Source organism: Candidatus Bodocaedibacter vickermanii (assembly GCF_014896945.1).
Classification (GTDB): Bacteria; Pseudomonadota; Alphaproteobacteria; order UBA6184; family UBA6184; genus Bodonicaedibacter; species Bodonicaedibacter vickermanii.
Map to the genome: position 1 here is coordinate 1,198,130 of NZ_CP054719.1, position 24,588 is coordinate 1,222,717.

Below are 24,588 nucleotides of genomic sequence, written 5' to 3' on the forward strand. Positions count from 1 at the left end.
TGAAAGAACCATTTAGATAAAAATTTTATAAAAGTCAAGGTAAAAGGATCAGTTCTTGATTTCTGAGGCCTGTTTGCCAAAACTCTATAAAAGGATTTTTATTTTTAATGCTAAATCAATTTCTGTAGAATGAAAGAGTATTAAAAGGAGATGCAAATGAACAGATTAATATTTAAAGTAGTATTGTTAGTATTTTGTATGAATCCCATAAGTTCTTCATGTTCCAATCCCTTTAACGCAGTATTTGATGCAGGGAATGAATGCATTCTTAATGGTATTAATTCTAATGAGGGGTGTTGTTCGATTTATAAGGCGGTGTTTGTTCTTGCTCCACCATTGTGTACAACTCTTTCTTCTGCCACTGATATAAGCTTAACTAGTTTTGCATTATATCTTTGGGACAGTGATCATCATAAAAGAGATCAACTGCTCACTACAACATGTTGGTGTGCTTTTCTCTCATATTTGGCACATAGCATTAGCCATTATGATTTATCAGCAGAGATTTACAAAGAGGTTGGAAGTATAAATAATGATGTAAATCCTATTAAGCAAAAAATTGTTCAATTAACTGGAAGGACTTTTTTAACAATAATATTGTTTGCGGATGTCTTTGCATCTATGGCGGGTGACTCTCTACTAAACGTAATTGAAAAAGAATGTGAAATTGTATCTTTGATATGTTCATGTGCTGTCTTTGTGTACTCAGCATGTCACCTGATGCATGCTATACAGCATCTAGGGTGTCATCATGCTGATGCTGATGCTCATACTGCTGATGCTCATACTGCTGATGCTCATACTGCTAGTGCTCATCTGTTGGAACCCCCGAAAACTAATTGATGATAGGATCTCGATGTTAAAGCTCTTATCAAGTCTAAAAAGGATCAGCTCTTGATTTCTGATGGCATATACATTATGTATGACTGTACCCAGTTTTAAGAGAGAATCCAAATGTCGGCCACAAAAAAACTATTCGTAAAAACCTATGGATGTCAGATGAACATGTATGATTCTGACAGAATGATTGATCTATTGAAACCGCTTGGTTACAAGCTGTCGGATGTTCCTGATGATGCGGACATGATTATATTGAATACGTGTCATATTCGTGAAAAAGCTGAGCACAAGTTGTATTCGGACATTGGACGGTTAGAGCCGTATAAAGACGCAAAGGCGGCAAAAGGCGAATACATGATTTTGGCGATTGCTGGATGTGTGGCGCAGGCGGAGGGTGAAGAGATCACTCGTCGGAAGCCGTGTGTGGATATGGTGTTTGGCCCTCAATCGTATCATAAGTTACCCGAGATGATTGCACAGGCCTATCGTTCATTAGCAGCCAATGGAAAGCCTGCGGTATTGGATGTTGATTTTCCGGTTGAGTCAAAGTTTGATTTGCTGCCGATGCCAAGCCCAGACAATCACAAAGGGGCTGCGTTTCTGTCGATTCAAGAAGGGTGCGATAAGTTCTGTACGTTTTGTGTGGTTCCGTATACCCGTGGGACGGAATATTCCAGACCTATTGATGCCATTATTAAAGAAGCAAAACATTTGGTAACTTTAGGCGTTAAAGAGATTACGTTGTTGGGACAAAATGTTACAGCATTTCATGGTATTGGTCCGGATGGAAAAGAATGGTCAATGGGGCGATTGTTATTTGCAATTGCAGAAATTGATGGCATTGAACGCATTCGATATACGACGTCTCACCCAAAAGACATGCATGATGAATTATATGCAGCGCATCGAGATATTCCCCATTTAATGCCGTATTTCCATTTGCCGATTCAGGCAGGTTCAGATGCAATATTAAAGGCAATGAATCGTAAACATACGGCGGATGATTATCGTCGTATCGTTGATAAATTAAGAGACATACAACCCAATATCGGAATGTCATCTGATTTTATTGTTGGATTTCCTGGGGAAACGGATCAAGATTTTGAAGATACATTGCAGTTGGTGCGGGATATTGGATATGTTCAAGCCTATTCATTTAAATACAGTATTCGACCAGGAACTCCTGCTGCGTTAATAGAATATCAAGTAAATGAAGATATAAAAGATAGTAGGTTACAAATTTTGCAAGAATTGTTGCGTGAACAACAGCTAGCGTTTAATATAAGTAGGGTGGGTAAGCCAATGACCGTATTGCTTGAAAAAGAAGGACGTCATCCAGGTCAATTGATCGGTAGATCACCTTATTTACAATCGGTTCACTTGGATGCTCCACACCGGTTGTTGGGTCAGATAGTGACCGTGGATATTGAAGGTGCGACTCAGTTTAGTTTAGCTGGAAAAATGGTAACCCAAGAGCATATACACCACACATAATAAAAAAAGGATTAGTATATTGGCAGAGTTTGAAGAGACCTTAAGTTTTGAATTAGAAGACAATCGGCTGCTGGGATTAGTTTACGGCGGTCAGGATATTCACCTGCGGATCATTGAACATAAGCTGAATGTTTCAATTTCAGAGCGTGGAAATACACTGTTTATTTCAGGGGCTAAAGATGATGTTTCAGCAGCTGAACGAGTGGTTATTCATTTGTATGATTTAGCGAAAAAAGGATTCAAAGTCACCGCGGATGATGTTCATGGAGCACTTGGAAGTTTAGAGCGTTATGAAGAAGAGCATCATGCTCCATTTACTGGGGATATTGAGCCCTTGCAAATTAAAACACGTAAAAAAATCTTGAAGCCCAGAACAGTCAATCAGCAAAAGTATATTGAAACTATCTTAAAGAACGAACTGACATTTGGTGTGGGACCTGCAGGAACAGGTAAGACGTATTTAGCCGTTGCCATTGCTGTTGCAAAGTTATTAGAAGGCGAAGTTCAACGGATTATATTGTCGCGTCCTGCTGTTGAAGCCGGTGAGAAACTGGGCTTTCTGCCTGGAGATATGCGGGAAAAAGTGGATCCGTATTTGCGTCCTATTTATGATGCGTTGCATGATTTTCTGAACCCTGAAGAGGTCGTCAAAAAAATGGAAACGGGTGAAATTGAGATTGCTCCGTTAGCGTTTATGCGAGGGCGTACCTTGGGTAAGTCATTCATTATTGTGGATGAAGCCCAAAATACAACATCAGTTCAAATGAAAATGTTATTAACCCGATTGGGGCAGGGCAGCCGCATGGTTGTGGCGGGCGATATGAGCCAAGTAGACTTACCCGTCGGTATGCGATCTGGATTGTTTGAGGCAACCCAAATATTAAAAGACATTGAAGGCGTTGGCATATTAGAATTTTCAAGTGAAGATGTGGTGCGTCATCCCTTAATTGCAAAAATAGTAAAAGCGTATGATAAAGAAGTACAACGTCGAAAGGGATTAAACTGATATGAGTTCATTGTCTTTGGATGTACAAATTTCGTTAGAAGATGCACGTTGGAAAAAAGTAGTGAATGAGCCAATTGAATCATTCTTGCAGACGTACATTGTTGCAGCTTTATCTCATCCGGATATTGTATTGCAGATTCCAAAGAACCTTGAAGTCAGTGTTGTGCTTACGAACGATGACGATATCAGAGAGTTAAATCGAGATTATCGAGGCAAAGATAAACCCACGAATGTCTTGTCGTTTCCACAAGAAGTTGATCTGTCAACGATGAAGCATTTGGATGCTTGTGTTTTGTTGGGGGATATAGTATTAAGTATTGACACGATTCAACATGAAATAATGCAACAACAGAAATTAATGCATCATCATTTAGCTCATCTTATAGTTCATAGTACATTACATTTAATCGGATATGATCACGAGACAGACAGTGATGCAGAACTTATGGAATCATTAGAGGTGGATATTTTGCACCACCATAACATTCCAAACCCTTACGAATCAGACTCTTCATATATGGTATAAAGGATTATGAACAAATCTCAGTCTTCTGACGAACCTTCGATATTACAACGCATTTCAAATGTGTTTTCAAAAAAAGAATCAACACCTCGGTTAAATGGGGTTAAACCATTAGCAGCCGATGAACGTCGAGAAATTGCATCGCACATGGTTGAGGTATCAAATTTGGATGCCAGCGATGTGGCAGTTCCCAGGGCAGACATTATTGCAATTGAGGTGACAGCGCCGGTTGCAGAAATCACCAAAGTTTTATCAGATTACCCTCATTCATATTATCCTGTATACAGAACGACATTGGATAATTTAATTGGATTCTTTGCTGCACGAGATTTAATAAAAAGCATTGAGAGCGTCGACACGTTTGTATTGCGTGAACATGTGCGTGAAGCCATGGTGGTTGCGCCCAGTACATCGGTCTTAGACGTGTTGCATAAAATGCGGTTGCGTGGTCAGCGTATTGCGTTGATCGCAGATGAGTATGGTGGTGTTGACGGGATTATTACGGCTGAAGATATCGTTGAAAAAGTAATTGGCCGTTTAGAAGAGAATGAACGTGAAATAGCAGACACAGTGCTGCAAGAAAATGAAGATGGTTCGGTGCTGGTAAGTGCGCGAGTCACATTAGAAGAATTCGAAGATCGATATGGAGCCTTGTTTACACCGACCTTAAAAAAGGATGAAGACATCGATACGTTGGGTGGGTTGATTTTCTTTTTGGCGGGGCATATTCCAGCACGCAATGAAATTGTGAAGCATCCATCAGGTGTTGAGTTTCAAATTGTGGATTGTAATGTGCGATTTATAAAAACATTGATTGTGCGAAATATTCCAGCAGCGTGACGCTAGGGATGATCCCTGGACCCATTAGATATAGCCAAGTACGGATAAAATTGACATACGGTGGAATGAAGAAAAATAAATTTTTCGAGGCGCTCTGAAGTCAATTCAGCTGTCTGCAATCGTGGGGGAGCCTCGTTGTCAACGACTACCTGTGATCTTCTCACATTGTGCGCGGCGCAGGTTTTCTCCTAGCAACGTGCGGTTGCATCTATTAGGTAATGATGTTTGTAAAAATTGAATCCGTGCAAACCACACCCGATCTAACTCATCGGGTGCAGCAGCATGCTGCCAGCTGTATCAACTCTCTCATGTATGCCGACCTCTGTCTTTATGCGGCTCAAGCAAATCGCAACGCGATTTGATAGCGGCAACCGCCGCTCTGGCGCGCAAAGCGCCCTTGAGCCGCCAACGTGACACTAGACCCAATGGGTCAGATCCGATTCGCACAGACAAGGATTACAAAACGACATTATTACAGTTAGAAATTTCATTTCTTACAACGCGCCTCAAAACATGTTCAAGCTAATTTATCGGATGCAACCGCAGGTTGTCGTTAATCTGGGGTTAATAAAGGTTAAGATTGAGTTAATGCGATTTTTTTACCACCCCCCGCCCTAGACACCCTCAGTGACCTTCGGGTGGGGGGACAAAACCCACTCCCTAAATCGAAACTAAATAGACGAAGCAATCCGTCATTTCTTCTCGAAACGGTGGGCAAAAATAATACTGTATGAGCTCTCTAAAGTTACTATATCTCATAATCGTTAACAAAAGATTGACAAACCAGCGTGACGCTGGACTCAATAGATTAGATCCGATTCGCACAGACACGGATTATAAGCAACTAACACATTGTGCCTCTCGAATCTCTCCCGGCATACCACTGCTGTATCAACTCTCTCATTTATGCCAACCTGAGGCTGCACCCAGTGGGTTCTTGACCGTTTTAAATTGATAACTTAAGCAGGCGCCAGGTTGTTTTTTACAATCTGTGTCAGAGCAGGTCGGATTAATCTATAGGATGCAGCCTTAGGCTGCCAATCGCAGTTTGCTCTTGACTTTCCAAATTCTATATGTATACTAATAAGTAGAATTGCGAAGAGGCTACCCAAAAACCTGGGTAGCCTTTTTTCGTTCTACGTCTTTGAAACTTTCAGCCAAATGATCTAACTTTTGTTGAAATACATAGACGTGCCGAACCGAATCCCCAGTACAGGAACTCAAACTACCCGATCAGTAGTCACAGCCCTGTAAACAACCCCTAGAGCCGACGGGCTCGTAAAACACCGACTTGTATAGTATACTAAAGTCCGCCTTTCCCCATTCGTGTAAGAAATGGGGTTCTTTTTGCACGTGCGGGTTACTGGGGATTCACTCGGTTTTAAAACTAAACAACTACAGCGTGACGCTTGCAACCTGCCGTTGCATCCGCTAAGTTAGATCCGATGTGACCTGACACGGATTTTATATAACTTAACTTTGAAAGCTGCAAACACAGCGCTTTCAAACAACAACAAGGGAACTAAAACACTACCAAACTCAAAAACATCTCAAATTCATTTTTCACCCTTACCCCTCCTGCGCCGAAGGTAGGTTCAAATTCCTCATCATCCTCCTCATTCTTCCACATCTCCCATCACACACTCAATCTATCCTAATGGATGCAACGTCACGTTGCCATATCTCCAACCACACTCAACTCAACATATCGGGCGCAGCATCATGCTGCCAACGATACGTTGCCACATCTCCAACCACACTCAACCTAATCCAACGAATGTAACCTCAGATTGCTGACTCAAATGCCCTTAAGCCATAAAGCGATAGTTGATTCACGTGTGTTGAAACGTTGCAGTTACTGCGATAGCTGGTGCAGCATGTGTATCATTACAGTCTCCTGCTCTGCTTATTTAGCGATATAATGAGTTTTTTGACAAAGTCAAGATTAGCGTTGATATGCGAGGGAGGTAAAATTTTGCAAGTTATTGAATAACTTGTTCTTTTCAATCTACTTAATGTAAGATTAATTTAAATTAAATTTGGTGTTAAAAATTATTAGTTATCTATTGCAATTAATGCCTTTATGGCTGTTCTTGTCAGGGTTTGTATCTGGAACTCAGTTTTCGTTGAATAATTATCCCATACTATTAATCGCAGGATTTGCATTTTATTATTATAGCTTGTTGAGTGCCAAGGGTTCCCTTAAGCAGTCTTTGATATATTCGTTTATGTTTGGATATGGATTTTTTAGTTATAGCCACAGTTGGATTAGCCATCCGTTAACGGCATTTGGGGATGTGTATGCATCATTGCAGCCTATTGTATTTGTGGGTGTTCCGTTTATTGGCGCGCTATTTTTTTTAGTTATTGGCGTTTGTAATTATATTTTTAAACGAGGTGGTGGGTATCGTGTTGTTGCGTTGAGTGGTGTCACTGTGTTGGGGGAATATTTACGGTGTGAATATGCTCCAGCAGTTCCGTTAGGGCAGGTGGGATCAATGTGGATCACGGTGCCTTACATAGCACAAGGTGCGGCGTTGTTTGGTATGTATGGGCTTTCATTTATTACGATAGTGTTGAGTTATAGCGTGGGTAACATTCGGCAATCAAAGCTGCCAATGGTTGTGTCGATGGGTGTATGCATCGCGCTGATACTATTTGGAGCTTGGCGAATGTCAACGACACCATTAGCAGTGTCAGATCACATTATTCGAGCGGTACCAACATCATTTGAGCAACGTGAGAAATTTAAGTCGATAGAAATGCGAGTTGAGCATTTAAAGCAAGCTGTACGTGCGTCATTTGTGAAATCTGAACGAGTGCCAGCTGTGATTTTGTGGCCTGAGACAGCGATTGAATTTGGATTGTTGCAACATGGCATGGGATATGACTTTACCTATCCAGAAATCAAAGCCTACTTACAGCAGGCCTTGCATAAAGAATCGTTGTTATTGGGGGGCATTGTGATGCGATCAGCGACAAATGAAGCATATAATATTTTGTTTGGATTAACGAAAGTACAGGATATAATCTATATCTACAAGAAGCGGTTCTTGGCACAGTTTGGAGAATTTATGCCATCGTTTTTGTTGGGTATTACTAAGGCGTTAGGGATTCATGCAATGGATGATTTTAGTCGGGGGGAAGAAGGTCAAGAGCAGTTGGTTTTAGCCAATGGATTAAAGATTAACCCGATCATTTGTTATGAAGGATCCTTTACAGGGCGGGCTATTTACCCCAATCAAACAACCGATCTAATCACGGTAGCTACTAACGATGCGTGGTTTGGATACAACGGTAAAGAGCAGCAATTTATGTCTCACGCATTTCGAGCGATTGAAGAAGGCGTGTCGGTAGTCAGGTGTGCGAATGGCGGATTCTCCGGGTACGTCTCACCTTTGGGAGTGTATACTGTTTCATTGTCGAATAGAACCATGGATCTTGAGTTTCATAAACCGTTACCAGAAACACTGTATCGATGGATGGTCAATCGATGTTCGTATTGGTTAGAGATTGTGTTTGGAATAGTGTTATGTTGGGTGGGGATATCTGAGTTCTTTTTCAGACGGCGTATGCGTGTTCGATATGTTTGAGTTGAACAGGTATTTTTAGCCTTTGATAAAATGCTTTGGATATGTGTATATCTATTGATATATTCTATAGCATAAAAATCATAATAATGAGAAGGTGTGTTTGAGTATAGGGGTGTGTTCATGACTGCAATTTCTTATGAGATAGAACCAACAGAGTTTGTTGCAAAACCATATGTTGTGTTTGATATGAAAAAAGAGAGGCCTGATATTTATTGTAGACCGGCACAAAAAATTAGCTTTCCTTTGTCTAAAGTGGATATAAAAGATATTCAAGCACTTGAACAACAATTTGATTATGAAGATAATTGTGCGGGTCTTGCGGCACCCCAGATTGGAATATCAAAAAAAGTGATTGTTTTTGCAACGCCCGATGATCCGAAAACAAAAAAGTTTCGTCCAGATTTTATTCAAGAGATGTCTAAAAAGCTGTGGATAAATCCCGAGTATGTTGGGGTTGAAGAAGAAGGCTTTCGTGAGGATTATGAGGGATGTTTTTCGATTCCTGAAATGGCTGGAATGGTCAATCGATATAATACCATTCACTATCGTGCCTATGACATTGATGAAAAATTGGTTGAGGGGATTGCTAAAGGATTTTTGGCACGGATCATTCAACATGAAATCGATCATTTACACGGAATATTATATATTGACAGGATTACCGATCCTAGAAAAATTATCCCCATAGAAGAGTATCGTGCCCTGCGAAAAGCAGCGATGGAATCTGCACAAAAAGCCGAATGAATATATCCTTTAAAGCATAATCGTATAACTGTATTAGGGCGTATTTGTTTATGATGCTTTCGGTCAGGGCATCTATTTTTATAGGCATCAAATTAATTTACCGTTGGTTAAGCTGAAAAGCGCTAGTAAATAATAGTGTTTAAGTTCTATGGTTGTTGCTATAATTGATCACATAAGCGTAGGATTTTTTTGCAGATGGAAGAATTTTTAGATCGTCGTTCGCAGCGTATTTTTCAGTTAATTGTGGATAGCTATATGGAAAGCGGTGAGCCAGTAGGGTCATCGACATTGTCGCGCCGTTTATCTGAAAGTTTATCACCTGCAACGATTCGAAATATTATGGCGCATTTAGAAAAAGTAGGGCTGTTGTATTCTCCCCATACTTCGGCAGGGCGTTTGCCAACCGAACAAGGCTTAAAGCTATATGTACAGGGGTTGCTAGATATCGGTCCCATTAGTGAGATCGATAAGCAGATTTTAGAATCAAATTTGGATTTTCAGAATCGTTCCTTTGACGAGGTGTTGAACGAAGCCATTACAACCTTAACGGGGTTGTCTCAGTGTACTGGGATTGTGACGGCTCCAACCTATAACTCACCCTTAAAACATGTTGAATTTATTTATCTGTCTCAAGGTCAAGCCTTGGTCGTGATGGTGTCTAACGAAGGCATGATTGAAAATCGTATCATGGCCATTCCAGAGGACATGACGCCGGCTCATTTAGTTGAGGCCGGAAATTATTTATCAGCAAAATTGATTGGAAAAACGCTGGACGAGGCCAAAGCCTTAATCACAAAAGAACTAGAATTTGAGAAAAACCAGCTGCATGCAATAGCAAAACATGTGGTAGAAAAAGGGCTTGCAACGTGGGGCGCATCGGAAAGTTTGCCCACATTGATTGTTAAAGGACAATCGAACTTATTAAATGTTGCGCGAACTGCGGACGATGTGTCCCATATTCAGCGCCTGTTCGAAAGTCTTGAAACCAAAGCAGGAATTTTAGACTTACTTGATTCTGCAAAACAAGGTGAAGGCGTTCAAGTGTTTATGGGTGCGAACAGCCCATTGTTCCACTTGTCAGGCTGTTCAATGATTGTTGCCCCCTATAAAAATTCACACCATGATGTCGTTGGTGCCATCGGAGTGCTGGGGCCCGCCCGACAGAATTACGGACGCATCATCCCCATGGTGAATTATGCAGCTCAATTGATTGAGAAGTTTCTGAAAAAATAGGCAACCTGCCGTTGCATCAGGGATGATCCCTGAACCCATTAGGCAACCTGAGATTGCATCCGTTAGGTAATACGGTTTGTAAAAGTGAAAATTCTAACTGTTGCAAAGTTGTTACTTATAATCTGTGTCAGACCACATCGGATCTAATCTAAGGGATGCAACGTCACGTTGCTCGGATCTAATTTTATGAGTCTAGGGATCATCCCTGGTGCAAACACAGGTTGCTTATTTTAATAAATTTTCTTTCATATCATGCCAACCTTGTGTAAAAATATTAGTAAAGGTTAACAAAGGTGTTTAGAGTGCTTAGAAATCAATTATTAGTTGGGACAATGTATTTAGCGACAGTGTTCAACGGTGTGTATGCTTCCAGTGAAACAAAAGAGGCTAAAACAACAGACGTCGAACAGGCTAAAAAAGAGGCTGCGCCTAAAGAGCAAGCTAGTTCAACGAGCAAAATTAATGTTAGACGCAACATACTGTTGTTGGACTTTTTACAAAAAGCATATGACGGTAATCCAGAATTATTGAGTGCTCGATATGCTCGTAATGCTAAAGAAGCTGAAATGATGGCTGCTATGTCACGCTTTGGCCCAAATGTTAAATTATCGGCAACTGCAGGTCATGCTGATCAGTTTCCATCAGGAAGAAACTTCGCAGAAAATCTAGAGACGTTTAGAGATACCAATTATGATGTTAAAGGGCAAGTTTCTGCAGGGATTAATCTATTTCACTTTGGGTCTGATACGTTTGCAGTTATGGGTGCTGCTGCGAAACAAGATGCATATGATATGGAGCAATTTGGAAAAATTCAAAAATTCATTTTGGATGCAGTGGAGTCTTATGTCAACGTATTGAAGGGACGCCAGGCATTAGACGTGTATACAAAATTTGAACGTCAAGCTCGCCATAACTTTGAACGTGTTCAGACAGAATATGTGGTGGGATCGTCTACGCGTACAAACGTATTGACTGCTAAGGCAGAGTTGGCTCAAGCGACCAGTAATCGTATGAAGGCTCAAACAGAATTAATCAATGCCGAACAAGCGTATATTGAGATGGCGGGTGAACCTGCGGGTGAATTGGTGTATCCCAAAAACAACTTAACATTGCCCACAACATTGGATGACTGTATGAAAATTGCTGAAGAAAAAAGCATCACATTGCGTGGGGCGGCAGCGAATTTGAGAGCCGCGCGACATAATTTAGCATCCACTGTGACGGGAACATTACCATCAATCGATGTGTATGCTCAGTATGACACATCCTTAAAAGATGAAGATAAGGATAAAGGTGGTAGTGGTAGCGTTGGAATTAGATTCTCCTATGAATTGTTTTCAAACTCTGGCCAGGGGTCGCACATATCCCAAATCAAACAAGCAACGAATAATAACACAGCGGCAAGTTATGGTCATGAGCATGCACGTAATGCCATGGTAAAAGAAGTTAAAGCAGCTTGGCATGGATTAAAAACAGCGGAATCTCAACGGTCTCAGGCAGAGCTTGGGGTAGAAGCTGCACGTAATGCTTATGAAGGTGCAATCGAAGAATTCCGTTTAGGTCAACGTGCGTACCTTGATTTATTAAAAGTACAAGAGCAGTTGTTAAAAGCAGAGTTAAACTATTTAGAAGGTATTAAAGCCGAAGTTTTAGGGCGATATAAGTTGTTAGCTGCTGTTGGAACCTTAACCCCAAGTGCTGTTGGATTAGTCATTAATGAACGTGATGATGAACACAGTGTAGAAGGATAATAACAATGATAGATGATGCCAAAACATCTAACAGGCACGAGCATGAATTAAGTATGGACGAAATTTTATCGTCCATACGAAATATTATTACCGAAGATCAAGAGACAAAACCGGAGCTGCGTCGAACGTTTCCAGAGGATTCCACAACAAATCCATCGGGGGCGCGCATGATGGAAGATTTGCCTAGGTTTGATCAGGATGAGTTTGTGTTGCCTAATTTTAAAGAAGAAGAATTAAACGAGCGTAAACTTGAAGAACGTACTGTGCGAAATCAATCAGTTTTTCCAGATGAAGATTTTAATTTAAAACATCGCAATGAACGTTCTGTTCAAGAGACGACGGATCCTTATTATAAACGTGAACAATTTACCCGAGAAGCCAGTTCAAACGAGGATCGAATTTCCAAAGCGTTAAAAGGTATTGTGGATTCTTATGTTCAGCAAAATATGTCTGATTTGCGAAAAGAAGAGCCTGTGCGATCATTTGAACCGCAATATGCACCAGCAGGGAGATTAACGGAAACAATCAGTGCTGTGGTCGAAAAAACCATGTTGCTGCGTGTGGAAGAATGGTTACATCGAAATCTACCTGGAATTTTAGAAAAAGCGATTCTTAAAGAGTTGGAAAGAGTTATTAATCAAATGAAATTATAACTATTAACCTAAAATTAATCTTTATTGGCTTTTATTATAGTATAAGAACAAAAATAAAAATAAGGAGCCTCTACGATGCGAGTGTTGTTAATTGAAGACGATCCGACCGTTTCTAAAAGTGTTGAGCTGATGTTACAGTCGACGAATATCGTCTGTGATGTTACAAATTTAGGAGAAGAAGGGATCGAAATTTCCAAGTTGTATGATTATGATATTATCATCTTGGATTTAATGTTACCTGATATGGATGGCTTTGACGTTATTAAACGTTTACGAAATGCAGCCATCAAGACGCCGATTCTAATTTTATCTGGGTTAAGTGAAGCCGATGATAAAATTAAAGGGTTTGGTATTGGAGCCGATGATTACCTTACAAAACCATTTAATAAAAATGAATTAGTTGCACGAATCAATGCAATTGTTCGCAGAGCGCGTGGTCATGCTGATGCGACAATTAAAATTGGTCGCCTTGTGATTAATTTACAATCGCATACGGCAGAAGTAGATGGTGAGGGGATTCCTTTAACATCTAAAGAGTATGCTATTCTAGAGTTGCTTGCAATGCGTAAAGGGTCAACGCTTACCAAAGAGATGTTTTTAAATCATCTGTATGGTGGATTGGATGAACCGGAACTAAAAATTATTGACGTATTTGTGTGCAAACTTCGTAAAAAATTATCAAAAGCTTTAAATGGGGATTGTTGTATTGAAACCATTTGGGGTCGTGGATATGTTTTACGCGGTCCACAACAAGGTGAATCGGATAGCAGCATATCCGCCGCTTGATTTCAAGCGGCAAGAATTTAATAGAAAGTTTTGAAAGGGATTAGTCGCGAATAATCCCTTTTGACGTTTAGTAAAGTATTTGTAGCGTGCACATGAAGAAAAAATTAGTTTTTGTTTGGGTGGTGTTGAGCGTTGTTACCTTAATAACGAGTATAGGATATGGGGTTAGGGTCTTTTTAGAGCCGAAGCTTTTGAGTGCGAATACAACTTATCAATTATATATTCATTTATCGTCAACTGTGCATGATTTTCCGTCGGCTAATCCCTTGGCATTTAGTCTAAGGTTTAGCCCCAATGTTTGGGAGATTGATCAAGGATTGCGAGCTGCTGCAGATGAGTCCAAAATATCATCAACCTTAATTCATTTAGATAATGTTCGTTTAACCGTCTCACAAGCTTATACGATTGGTGAAGCAATTCACTATTTTAGATCTAAAGGAAAGAAAGTCATATGTTATTCAACATCGTTTGATTCTAAAAATGGAGGCGTTCCTGCTTATGTATTGGCATCGTATTGTGATGTTATTCAGCTGCAACGATTCGGGTCAGTCAGCTTACACACATTGCAGTATGACGGTATGTTGAAAGAAACGCACGCTTATAAGAGCGTATCTATCGTTCGTAAAAATCGGAATTCCACGTTTGAGTTGCCAGAGATGCCGTTGATTGATATGCAAGCTGTGAATGTAGGGCTGGTTGATGCAGTTGTTTCAGAGTTAACTCAATCAGAGCATGCGATTGTTATTCAAGATTATGTTCGGCTGCTTGGAAAGTCTCACAAAGATAAGGGTAGTATTGTTGCAGTGATACCGATATTGGATGGTGTTAACGATGATACGCTTAAAGCAATCTGTTCTCGATTCGATATTAGAGCAGTTGTCATATACGATGGTTCAAAGAGTGGCATAGATCGTAGTGCTGAAAAAATAGGCGATAAACCTGTGGTCGTTTGTGTTCCCGATCAAGGAGCGGACAAGCAACGAGGTAGCCTGCATGATGCGATTGATAGTGCCCTTCAACTAGCAGGTTTGAATAAAGATACAGTGCGCATTGAGGTTATTCACCCAGGTAGTTATGTGTTTTATATTATGAGTGATTTATCCAGCTTTGGGAAATCAATTGTGTCGATGCTTAAACGATCGGTCAACTACGTGGTGCAGATGATATATGGAGGGGTGTAGTTTTATGAAGATACATATAGACGAAGAGTTTCTTTCTATTTGTAAAAAAATTAAAGAAAAGAATTTATCCGTTGATGAATGGAGATTAGTTGAGTCGGATGATATGTTTCAAAGTTCGAATTTTTGTGGTGGTTATGATACAATTGAGGATGCATTTTGCTTTAGTTACTATGACCAGGAAAGAAAAGAATTTTGGTTTCAGATAGATTTGTCAGAAATAGGACAAATCTTGGATGGAGTGAAAACGTATCTATCCGTACGGTCTGCTTGTTAGAGAATATAGTAAAACACCTTTAATTCTGATGCGGTGCTGAGAGAGTATTTTTATACTTTACGGAAAATGTTCTTAAAGATAAAAAATATCCACTTCGTCAATCTTTTGTTAACGTTTATACGATATCGTATCTTTAGTGCACTTACATTATTATTTTAGCCCACCGTTTCGTGAAGAAAAGACGGATTGCTTCGTCTATTTAGTCTCGATTTAGGGAGTGGGTTTTGTCCCCCCCACCCGAAGGTCACTGAGGGTGACTAGGGCGGGGGGTGGTAAAAAAATCGCGTTAACTGAATCTTAACCTTTGTTAATTTCAGATTAACGGCAACGTGCCTACAGGGTTGATCCCTGGATCCAATAAGGTTATTCGAATAAATCTCTTAACTGGCGTAACGTTGTTTTTTACAATCCGTGTCAGGCCATATCTGATCTAACTAACGGATCCAACGGCACGTTGGTGCTTTCCAGTTGATTGTTTGTGAGCAATTGTATATAGTGTGACCACAAATATTCTGGAAAAATTATGAAACATTTTTTACACGTGTGTGGTGTGGTAGGCATTTTATTGAACAGTATAATGGCGGACGTCGTTGTTTCTTGCAAGCCATTATATTTTGTTGTGGCTCCCTTAATTAAAGGTGTTGATACCCCAAAGTTATTGATTAATCACGGGCAATGTGGTCATCATCACCATGCAAGACCTTCAGAAATACTGTTGATCAAATCGGCTAAGCTTGTTGTGTGGAATGGCTCGACTCATGAACCATTTATGTCAAAGCTTATTGGATCTGCTAAAGCTAATATTAAAGTATTTGATGAGACGGATGGATTTTCATGGTTATCACCGAACGAGGTTATCAAAAAGTTACCTGCGGTGGTTGGTGCCCTTAAATCTGTATATCCTGAGTGCGATCATGCAACGATTGATGCAAATGCCAAGGTGTTTATAGAAGAGCTGCAAAAGCTGCATGAGAAAACACAATTGCAACTTCAACCTTTATCTGGGAAATCGATTTTGACGACGTATCCCGTGTTGACGTATTTTGCGAATGCCTATGGATTGGTTGTTTCTGGATATATGATGGGGTCTCCTGAAGAATCGATGACGCCACAACGATTGCGAAATGTATATAAGGTGCTTGAAGAGCGACGTGTTATTGGGGTTATTAAAGACCATCATGTGCCAATTAATGTTGTACAAAACTTGGTGCAAAAATATAAGTTGCCGATTTTGACTGTGGATACAGAAGGGGTTGATATTCCGGCAAGTACTCGAGGGTATAATATTTTGATAGAAAGGCTGGCACAATCTATTGTAAAGTGGGCACAATGATTAATAGTAAGTGTTCAAATGAAAATTGCCTTTATAACAGCCAATAAAATTAAGGCGCGACGTACCCTTGATTTAATTGAACAACGATATACAAATTATCCTCCGGAAGAGGCTGATTATTTAGCAATTTTGGGCGGTGATGGGTTTATGTTAAAAGCATTGCGGGATTATCATGCTTTAGAAAAACCATTTTATGGAATGAATCTTGGAAACCTTGGTTTTCTAATGAATTCAATTAACGAAGATGGTGAAGATGATATTGAGGCGTTAATTAATGAGGCAAAGCCTGTTCAGTTGTTTCCATTGGAAATGACAACGATTGACGTATGGGATGGAGAGAAAACAGTTCTGGCGTTTAATGATGTTTCAGTGACGAGGGCGTCTCCCCAGGCGGCTAAATTAAAAGTATTGGTTAACGACGTTGTGCGCGTACCCAAGTTGATTGCTGATGGGATATTGGTGTCTACCCCTGCGGGAAGTACGGCATACAACTCTTCTGCTGGGGGGCCGATTTTACCGATACAGGCGAACTTGTTGGCGTTGACCCCGATTAGTCCGTTTCGTCCCAAGAACTGGAAGGGCGCCTTGTTAAAAAACAACGATAATGTGGTCATTGAAACCTTAGAATCTAAGAAACGGCCTGTGAATGCTGTCGCTGATATGGTTGAAATCAAACGCGTGGTGAAAGTATCCGTGCATCAGAAACATTCGGTTAGTGCGACAGTGTTATTTAGCACTCATTCCCATTTAGAAGAGCGGATTATTGCAGAGCAGTTTTAGGAGAAATGCATGAGCACAGTATTAGACTTTGAAAAATCAATCGTTGAATTAGAATCAAAAATTGCCGAGCTGAAAAAGTTTGCCGGCGTAGAAGATTATGGTTTAACCAAAGAAATTTCTGCGATGGAAGATAAGGCGCATAAGTTGATGATTAAGGCGTATGGCAGCCTTACCGCTTGGCAACGCGTTCAAATTGCACGGCATGAAAAGCGCCCTCAGTTTTTAGATTATGTAAGCCGTTTGGTTGAAGATTTTACGCCACTTGCAGGCGATCGTCAGTTTGGTGAAGATCAGGCGATTGTGGGAGGATTGGGGCGATTCGAGGGTCGTTCCGTTGTGATTATGGGGCATCAAAAAGGGACGGATTTGGAATCTAGAATCCGGCATAATTTCGGATGTGCTAGACCCGAGGGATATCGCAAAGCCGCACGTTTGATGGAAATGGCGCATCAGTTTGGATTGCCTGTAATAACATTGGTAAACACACCGGGGGCGTACCCTGGCGTGGATGCTGAAGAACGTGGTCAGGCTGAAGCGATTGCGAAGTCTATTGAAACGTGTTTAAAGATCAATGTTCCAATGGTAAGCACAATTATTGGTGAAGGTGGATCAGGTGGTGCGATCGCGATTGCTGTTGCGGATACCGTGATGATGTTAGAAAATTCTGTATATTCAGTGATTTCACCGGAAGGCTGTGCGTCTATTTTATGGAAAGATGCGGATAAAAAAGAAGAGGCCGCAGCAGCACAAAAACTAACGGCTCAAGATCTGTTAGAGTTTAAAATTATTGATCAGATCATTCCTGAAAAAGTGGGTGGAGCGCATCGTCATGCTGAAGAGACAATACTTACTGTTGGGCGTTATATCAATTCAGCACTTAAAGTGTATGACGGAGTGGAGCAGCATACATTTATTGCGAAGCGTCAGCAAAAATTTCTGCAGATGGGGCGCCTGTAACAGGAACGTTCTATGCCTCAACTGATTCCAATTATTATTACAGGACCCACTGCGGGTGGAAAGTCTGACATTGCAGAGCAGGTGTGCGATGCGTTAGACGGTGTCATTATCAATGCAGATAGTCTGCAAGTATACAAAGGATTGCCCGAACTGACGGCTCAGCCTGTTATTCAAGAGGGACGACATGTCCTGTACAATTATTTTGAACCCGATGATAAATGCGATGTTGTGCGGTGGGTTGGGCTAGTGCAAGAGGCTATCGCACAAGCTCAGTCTAGGGGTAAGCAACCTATTGTCGTGGGTGGTACTGGCTTTTATCTAAAAGTGTTGATGGAGGGAATTGCCCCTATACCCGATGTTCCGAATGAAGTCATGCAACGGGCAGAGGCGATTATCCAAACACAAGGCATCGATGCGTTATATCAAGATTTGAAAGAAAAAGATCCGAATCTTCCAAAGCATCTGCGTGTGACGGATATTCATCGTGTTGTGCGAGCCTGGACTGTGTTGGAAGGAACAGGAAAAACTCTTCACTCCTGGTACCAACAGCAGCACCCTCAGAATGATCGGTTTATCAAAGTGCTGTGTTCCCATGATCGCGAAATTTTGTACCATCGTATCAATCAACGCTTTGTTTCCATGTGGAAAAATGGTATACACAATGAAGTTCAGGTGTTTCGTACCACATATCACGACATAAACAATAATTATGCGGCAAAAGCGATCGGCTTTGATGAAGTAGAGGCTTATTTAGGTGGGCATCTTACAGAATCACAGGCAATCGAACAGGCTCAAACAAAAACCCGTCAGTATGCTAAACGTCAGTTGACGTGGTTTAGGCATCAATTTAATGCAGATGTAGTTTTGGAAGAGCCTGAATTTAAAGTAGACAAAGTGTTAATGTTTTGTCACAACTCAGGAATGTAGGATTTATAAAAAAGGATTAGACCCGTGGCCAGAAATATGTTTTCGAAATTAAAAGGGCTGTTTTCAGCTGATATGGCAATTGACCTTGGTACTGCTAACACATTGGTGTATGTGCGGGGTAAAGGGATTGTATTAAATGAACCCTCTGTGGTTGCGATCATTGATCAACATGGTAAACAAAAAGTATTGGCTGTGGGTGAAGAGGCTAAGCAAATGGTTGGTAAAACTCCCGGTAATATTAAAGCCATTCGTCCTATGAAAGACGGCGTGATTGCAGACTTTGAAATTGCCGAAGAAATGATCAAACACTTTATTCGTAAAGTCCACAACCGTAGATCATTTATTAGCCCTCAAATTATTATTTGTGTGCCGTCAGGTGCAACCCCAGTTGAACGTCGTGCAATTCAAGATTCTGCCGAAAATGCGGGCGCCCGTGAAGTGTTCTTGATGGAAGAACCCATGGCAGCTGCAATTGGTGCGGGACTGCCAGTGACAGAACCTGCAGGATCGATGATTGTAGACATTGGCGGTGGAACCACTGAGGTTGGAATCGTATCATTAGGTGGTCTTGTGTATTCACATTCATTGCGTGTTGGGGGTGATGTGATTGATGAAGCGATTATATCGTACATTCGTCGAACCTTAAATTTGTATATTGGTGATGCAACGGCAGAACGAATCAAAAAAGAAATAGCATCTGCGTGTGTGCCTGGGAATGGAGATGGAATGTCGATGCAAATTAAAGGAAGACACTTAATAGAACAAGTGCCTAAAGAAATTACCATTAATGAACGTCAAGTTGCAGAAGCCATTGCTGAACCCGTTCAAGCGATCATTGGCAGTGTCAAGATGGCGTTAGAACGCACAGATCCAGAATTGGCTGCTGATATCGTTGATCGTGGTATTGTCTTAACGGGAGGCGGTGCATTACTTCGTAACCTGGATAAAGTATTGCGTGCTGCAACGGGCCTTCCAGTAACTGTGGCAGAGTCGCCGTTGGATTGTGTGGCGTTGGGAACTGGAAAACCATTGGAACACATGGATACGTTACACAATGTACTAATTAAAGTCTAAGCATGCGCCTGCGGCAAAATCAGCGGAAATATTCACGATTTGGAAGGCGAATTTGGCCTTCCGCATCTTTTTTTAGAGTGCGTTTGAACGCGGCCAAGATTACGTTAATGTTTTCGATGATTGGGGTGATCGTTCTGTCGGTCATGGATTATCGCAACCAGCAGTTTACCCAAAAAATCAAAACAATAATCGTTGATGCAACATTGCCGTTGGTGGATTTGAGTGTGGATGTGACACACACGGTGACCCATAATATTCGTGATCTTTTGAGTCCGTATAAAAAATACGAACGACAGTTGCATGAAAAAGACGAAACCATTCAGTTCTGGAAATTAGAAGTTCAACGCTTGCGCAATGAAATGCATGTGTTGCAGGAATTGCTGAATTATAAAAAAGACCTGAAGGTTTCGGCTCTAACAAGTCAGATGTTTATCCCCCAAGGGTATCAAGGTAGACATAAAGGTTTTTTGGACGTCGGAATAAAATCCGGCATTCAAAAAGATTCGGTCGTGATTAGTGCCCATGGTTTGGTTGGCAAAGTAATCGCAGTGGGGCAGAAGACGGCCGAAGTAATGTTGCTGTCTCACCCTTTATCATCGGTTCCAGTTTATGTTGAGCGCACAAATGCTGTTGGGGTAATTAAAGGCGATGTGCGACAAGGTGTGCTTTTAGAGTATATTTTGACCGATCAGCTAGAGGATGGTGATCGGCTGTTAACTTCTGGACAGGGTGGCGTTTTTCCCAGAGGAATTAATGTTGCTGTTATCGAAAAGAAATCTGCGGGCACAAAAATACATCTGATTCACGCTATGGATGCAACGTTATTTGTGTATGTATTATCATCGTTAAGTGAAACAATGGTTGAACATGTTCACCAATAAAATCAAGCTGTATCAATATGTGCCTGGGCTTACGATTATCATATCTGTATTTATTAGCATTCTGTCTGGCATACAATCGTTCGCCTATGCTGCTATATTTTACTGGAGTGTATTTCGATCAGATTTCGTCCCCATTTCGTTGCTTGTCGGATTAGGATTGATTTGCGATAGCCTGTCGGGGCATCTTTTAGGGGAAGAAACATTCGTATATTTAGCGTTAATGAGCATCATCCATATGGATCGTCGATTTTTGCTGCACAAGGAATTTAATTATTTATGGCAAAGCATTGGCAGTTTGATTCTTGTGATTGGGGTAGGGAAGTGGATATTGGCGATTCAATTAAAACTTCCATTTTCCCTGATGCATCAACTACTGGATGTAACCGTGGGGATTCTATGGTTTCCCGTGTGGGTAAAGCTGATGGCACCGCTATATAGCCGGTTTGCAACGTTATAAGTAACGTGAGGCTACCAGGGATGATCCATGGATCCTATAGGCAACGTGCCATTGCATCCGTTAGGCTAGATCTGATTCGCACAAACACGACTTATAAGAAAAAGCACTGCCGTTAATCTGGGGTTAATAAAGGTTAACAATTTTTTAATTTTTCTGATTTTTGCGCACCCCCCGCCCTAGTCACCACAACTGTTGAAAGTGATTTGAAAAAGAATATTTTTGACAACAAATCAATAGAACAGGGAAAATCATTGATAAACCGATTAATTGTGTCAATCATACAGATATGTATGAATTAAGTAATAGATATGCGACTATTTTACACAATATGAAGTTTTTTATAACATTCATAGCTTGGTGTTTAAGTGGGTGATTTTAATATCGTTAAACACTTCTTCTGATCACTTTCAACAGTTGTGCCCTAGTCACCCTCAGTGACCTTCGGGTGGGGGGACAAAACCCACTCCCTAAATCGAGGCTAAATAGACGAAGCAATCCGTCTTTTCTTCACGAGACGGTGGGCAAAAAGCAGCGTGACGCTGCACCCTATAGATAGATCCGATGCGCCTCGACACGGATTATAAAAATATATTGACAATCTAAACTTCTTATGTATACTAATAGCTAGAATTGCGAAGAGGCTACCCAAAAACCTGGGTAGCCTTTTTTTGTTCTACGTCTTTGAACCACTCAAAGACATGCCGAACTGAATCCCCAGTACAGGCGCTCAAACTACCCGATCAGTAGACACAGCCCTGTAAACAACCCCTAGAGCCGACGGGCTCGTAAAACACCGACTTTGTATATATTACTAAAGTCCGCCTTTCCCCATTCGTGTAAGAAATGGGGTTCTTTTGCACGTGCGGGTTACTGGGGATTCTCTCGGTTTTAAAACTAAATAATTAAACACTTAAACAAATAACTTAACTTTGAAAGCCTTACACGCAGCACTTTCAAACAAAACAGAGGAACTAAAACACTACTCTTCACAAAAATATCTCAAAATCATTTTTCACCCCAAATGATCCTGCGCCGAAGGTAGGTTCAAAATCCGCCCCATTCCCCCATATCTCCAAACACACTCAATCTAACCTAATGGGTGCAGCGTCACGCTGCCCTGCGCCCGAAATGGGTCAAAGCTGGGTCAAAATCCGCCCCATTCCTCCACATGTATCTTATTACATCTCAAACCACATCGATCCAACTCAAAGAATCAAAACCTTCCCCACTCTCCACGGCAATAATCCGTATCCAACCACACTCAATCCAACCTAATGGGTGCAGCATCATGCTGCCTTACGGCTTTCATTGTTTGAAATCCGTGTCCAACCACATCGGATCTAACCTAACGAGTGCAGCGTTACGCTGCATTGTATCAAAAGAGAGTTCCGTCCAAATTCAAATTAGTGTAAGAATAATCGTATCATGGGGATGGAGTAAGAATGCGAAATACGTTCGCACTGTTTGGATATCGATTGGGTGTGGTTATCGCACTACAAATTGCATTGATTCTGCTATTGATTGGACGGTTGTTTTTTTTACAGATTATTGATCAGGAAAAATATGCAGGATTATCTGATCGCAATCGCATTCGCGTTACGTTGAAACCAGCCTTGAGAGGCAATATCAAAGATCGAAACGGGGTGATTTTGGCACAGAGCACCCCATATTATAATGCTAGAGTCACTTGCAAAGACCAAGACTGTCGGGAAAAATGCAAGCAAGTCTTAGCTCAAAAAAACTTTCAAGTTAATCCAGACCTATTCAATCGAAAAGATAACAAATCGTTTGTATTAAAAGAACGATTAAGTTGGGATGAAATCACTCTTTTAGAGACCCATAAGAATGATCTGCCTATGGTCGATATTCAAACGTTGTATGAACGGACGTATCCAATGGACAGTGTGACACCTCATTTTTTGGGGTATACCAGTCGAATCCCTGAAGATCACCCTTACGCTAAAAAGCTACCCTTTTCAACGGTTGGGCGTTCGGGATTGGAAAAGCAATTGGATGAGACGCTGTTTGGTGTGCCGATGTTATTAGAAGAAGAAGTGAATGCATACGGTGAAGCGATGCGTACATTGTCATTTAATCCAGGACGTAAGGGAGATGAAGTTAAGTTGACGATTGATGCAGAGCTTCAAGAGTTTGTGTATCGTAAGCTTGAGCCGCACAAAAGCGGTGCTGTGGTCGTTCTGGATGTAAATACGGGAGAGATCATCGCCCTGGTGTCATATCCCAGTTTTAATCCTGGAATTTTTGAACGAGGGTTATCACAGGCACAATGGGATGCATTACGACATGATATTCAAACGCCGCTGGTTGATAAAACCATCATGGGGCAATATGCGTTGGGATCGATCATAAAGCCGATAATAGCCTTGGCAGCATTGGAAGAAGGGTATATTAAGCCAGAAACGCGGTTCACATGTACAGGTGTTACGGTGATTGATGGGCAACCGTGCCATTGTTGGAAAGATGGGGGGCATGGTTCAGTAAACTTAGAAGAGGCGTTGAGAGGGTCGTGCAATATATACATGTATGAAATTGCGAAAATAATGCCCCTAGAATTATTAACGAAATGGTTGGGAATATTTGGGATGGGAGAGCTGACGGGGTCGACTATTCCTGGTGAGAAAAAAGGGCTGCTGCCATCCAATGAATGGAAATTGAAAAACCGTAAGGAACGTTGGCGTAGGATTGATACAGTTTACTTGACGATTGGGCAAGGATATGTCTTGGCGACTCCGTTACAATTAGCAAAAGTGATGGCTCAGCTTGTGAATGGAGGGCATACAATAATCCCGCATATTCTAGCGAACAGCACCACCGAAGCATCACCAGATATTAAGGTATCCAAACAACACCTTGCGATTATTACGCATGCCATTGGCCAAGTGATGAACCATCCAAATGGTACGGGGTATCGCAGCCGCCCTCAAGGTGTTACTTGGGAAATGGGGGGGAAATCAGGGACGGCTCAGGTTCGGAAAATTACCCTGCGTGAACGAGCAGAAGGACGCCATCATGGATATGACTGGGACTGGAAAGACAAAGATCACGCATTGTTTGCAGGGTTTGCGCCGTTAGACAAACCCAAATATGCAGTGATTGTTTTGGTTGAACATGGTGGGTTTGGCGGAGTTACAGCAGCCCCTCTTGGTCGGGATATCATGCAATTCGTTATGCGAAAAATCTTACATTAATATTTATGATCTGTTAACTAATTCGAGCTACCTTGAAGTATACAATCATCTT

Annotated in this window: 21 protein-coding genes; all 21 read left to right on the forward strand. The window is 41.2% G+C overall.

The features are described 5' to 3' along the window. Window positions 1-156: 156 nt before the first annotated feature. The 21 genes from CPBP_RS05410 to mrdA all read left to right on the forward strand — a co-directional run bounded on the left by CPBP_RS05410 (window position 157) and on the right by mrdA (window position 24,536). Entirely contained in the window at window positions 157-843 is a 687-nt protein-coding gene (locus tag CPBP_RS05410) for a hypothetical protein (protein WP_350331841.1), read from the forward strand. A gap of 111 nt (window positions 844-954) precedes the next feature. Next, window positions 955-2,334, forward strand: coding sequence for a tRNA (N6-isopentenyl adenosine(37)-C2)-methylthiotransferase MiaB (gene miaB / locus CPBP_RS05415; RefSeq protein ID WP_350331842.1), 1,380 nt, complete (start codon window positions 955-957; stop codon window positions 2,332-2,334). A 19-nt stretch (window positions 2,335-2,353) separates the two neighbouring features. Then, entirely contained in the window at window positions 2,354-3,340 is a 987-nt protein-coding gene (locus CPBP_RS05420) for a PhoH family protein (RefSeq protein WP_350331843.1), read from the forward strand. A gap of 1 nt (window position 3,341) precedes the next feature. Continuing rightward, window positions 3,342-3,866, forward strand: a complete 525-nt coding sequence (gene ybeY / locus CPBP_RS05425) for an rRNA maturation RNase YbeY (protein ID WP_350331844.1) — start codon at window positions 3,342-3,344, stop codon at window positions 3,864-3,866. A 6-nt stretch (window positions 3,867-3,872) separates the two neighbouring features. Further along, entirely contained in the window at window positions 3,873-4,703 is an 831-nt protein-coding gene (locus tag CPBP_RS05430) for a CBS domain-containing protein (protein ID WP_350331845.1), read from the forward strand. A 2,042-nt stretch (window positions 4,704-6,745) separates the two neighbouring features. Beyond that, window positions 6,746-8,296, forward strand: coding sequence for an apolipoprotein N-acyltransferase (gene lnt / locus CPBP_RS05435; RefSeq protein WP_350331846.1), 1,551 nt, complete (start codon window positions 6,746-6,748; stop codon window positions 8,294-8,296). A gap of 120 nt (window positions 8,297-8,416) precedes the next feature. Then, entirely contained in the window at window positions 8,417-9,040 is a 624-nt protein-coding gene (locus CPBP_RS05440) for a peptide deformylase (protein WP_350331847.1), read from the forward strand. Between the two features lie 195 nt (window positions 9,041-9,235). Next, window positions 9,236-10,273: a heat-inducible transcriptional repressor HrcA gene (gene hrcA, locus CPBP_RS05445; RefSeq protein WP_350331848.1), complete on the forward strand. Its 1,038-nt coding sequence runs from the start codon at window positions 9,236-9,238 to the stop codon at window positions 10,271-10,273. A gap of 302 nt (window positions 10,274-10,575) precedes the next feature. After that, window positions 10,576-12,024 carry a TolC family protein gene (locus tag CPBP_RS05450; RefSeq protein WP_350331849.1) on the forward strand — a complete coding sequence of 483 codons (1,449 nt, stop codon included), beginning with the start codon at window positions 10,576-10,578 and terminating at the stop codon, window positions 12,022-12,024. Between the two features lie 5 nt (window positions 12,025-12,029). Then, window positions 12,030-12,677, forward strand: a complete 648-nt coding sequence (locus tag CPBP_RS05455) for a hypothetical protein (protein ID WP_350331850.1) — start codon at window positions 12,030-12,032, stop codon at window positions 12,675-12,677. Window positions 12,678-12,752: 75 nt separating this feature from the next. Continuing rightward, window positions 12,753-13,463, forward strand: a complete 711-nt coding sequence (gene ctrA, locus CPBP_RS05460; RefSeq protein WP_350331851.1) for a response regulator transcription factor CtrA — start codon at window positions 12,753-12,755, stop codon at window positions 13,461-13,463. 92 nt (window positions 13,464-13,555) lie between these two features. Then, the gene (locus CPBP_RS05465) at window positions 13,556-14,644 is read left to right on the forward strand and encodes a Clp protease/crotonase-like domain-containing protein (RefSeq protein WP_350331852.1); all 1,089 of its coding nucleotides are present in this window, start codon (window positions 13,556-13,558) and stop codon (window positions 14,642-14,644) included. A gap of 4 nt (window positions 14,645-14,648) precedes the next feature. Further along, on the forward strand, window positions 14,649-14,918 hold the full coding sequence (locus CPBP_RS05470) for a hypothetical protein (RefSeq protein WP_350331853.1): 270 nt from the start codon (window positions 14,649-14,651) through the stop codon (window positions 14,916-14,918). Between the two features lie 523 nt (window positions 14,919-15,441). Beyond that, window positions 15,442-16,251: a metal ABC transporter substrate-binding protein gene (locus CPBP_RS05475; RefSeq protein WP_350331854.1), complete on the forward strand. Its 810-nt coding sequence runs from the start codon at window positions 15,442-15,444 to the stop codon at window positions 16,249-16,251. Between the two features lie 18 nt (window positions 16,252-16,269). Next, window positions 16,270-17,031: an NAD kinase gene (locus tag CPBP_RS05480; RefSeq protein ID WP_350331855.1), complete on the forward strand. Its 762-nt coding sequence runs from the start codon at window positions 16,270-16,272 to the stop codon at window positions 17,029-17,031. Between the two features lie 9 nt (window positions 17,032-17,040). Next, window positions 17,041-17,988, forward strand: a complete 948-nt coding sequence (locus tag CPBP_RS05485; protein ID WP_350331856.1) for an acetyl-CoA carboxylase carboxyltransferase subunit alpha — start codon at window positions 17,041-17,043, stop codon at window positions 17,986-17,988. 12 nt (window positions 17,989-18,000) lie between these two features. Then, window positions 18,001-18,915 (forward strand): tRNA (adenosine(37)-N6)-dimethylallyltransferase MiaA, encoded by a 915-nt coding sequence (miaA, locus tag CPBP_RS05490; RefSeq protein ID WP_350331857.1) that lies wholly within the window; start codon window positions 18,001-18,003, stop codon window positions 18,913-18,915. A 36-nt stretch (window positions 18,916-18,951) separates the two neighbouring features. Then, on the forward strand, window positions 18,952-19,989 hold the full coding sequence (locus tag CPBP_RS05495) for a rod shape-determining protein (RefSeq protein WP_350332618.1): 1,038 nt from the start codon (window positions 18,952-18,954) through the stop codon (window positions 19,987-19,989). A 107-nt stretch (window positions 19,990-20,096) separates the two neighbouring features. Continuing rightward, on the forward strand, window positions 20,097-20,870 hold the full coding sequence (gene mreC / locus CPBP_RS05500) for a rod shape-determining protein MreC (RefSeq protein WP_350331858.1): 774 nt from the start codon (window positions 20,097-20,099) through the stop codon (window positions 20,868-20,870). Next, window positions 20,857-21,327 (forward strand): hypothetical protein, encoded by a 471-nt coding sequence (locus tag CPBP_RS05505; protein WP_350331859.1) that lies wholly within the window; start codon window positions 20,857-20,859, stop codon window positions 21,325-21,327. The genes mreC and CPBP_RS05505 overlap by 14 nt, the downstream gene beginning before the upstream one ends. Before the next feature lie 1,442 nt (window positions 21,328-22,769). Further along, the gene (mrdA, locus tag CPBP_RS05510) at window positions 22,770-24,536 is read left to right on the forward strand and encodes a penicillin-binding protein 2 (protein ID WP_350331860.1); all 1,767 of its coding nucleotides are present in this window, start codon (window positions 22,770-22,772) and stop codon (window positions 24,534-24,536) included. Window positions 24,537-24,588 lie beyond the last annotated feature (52 nt).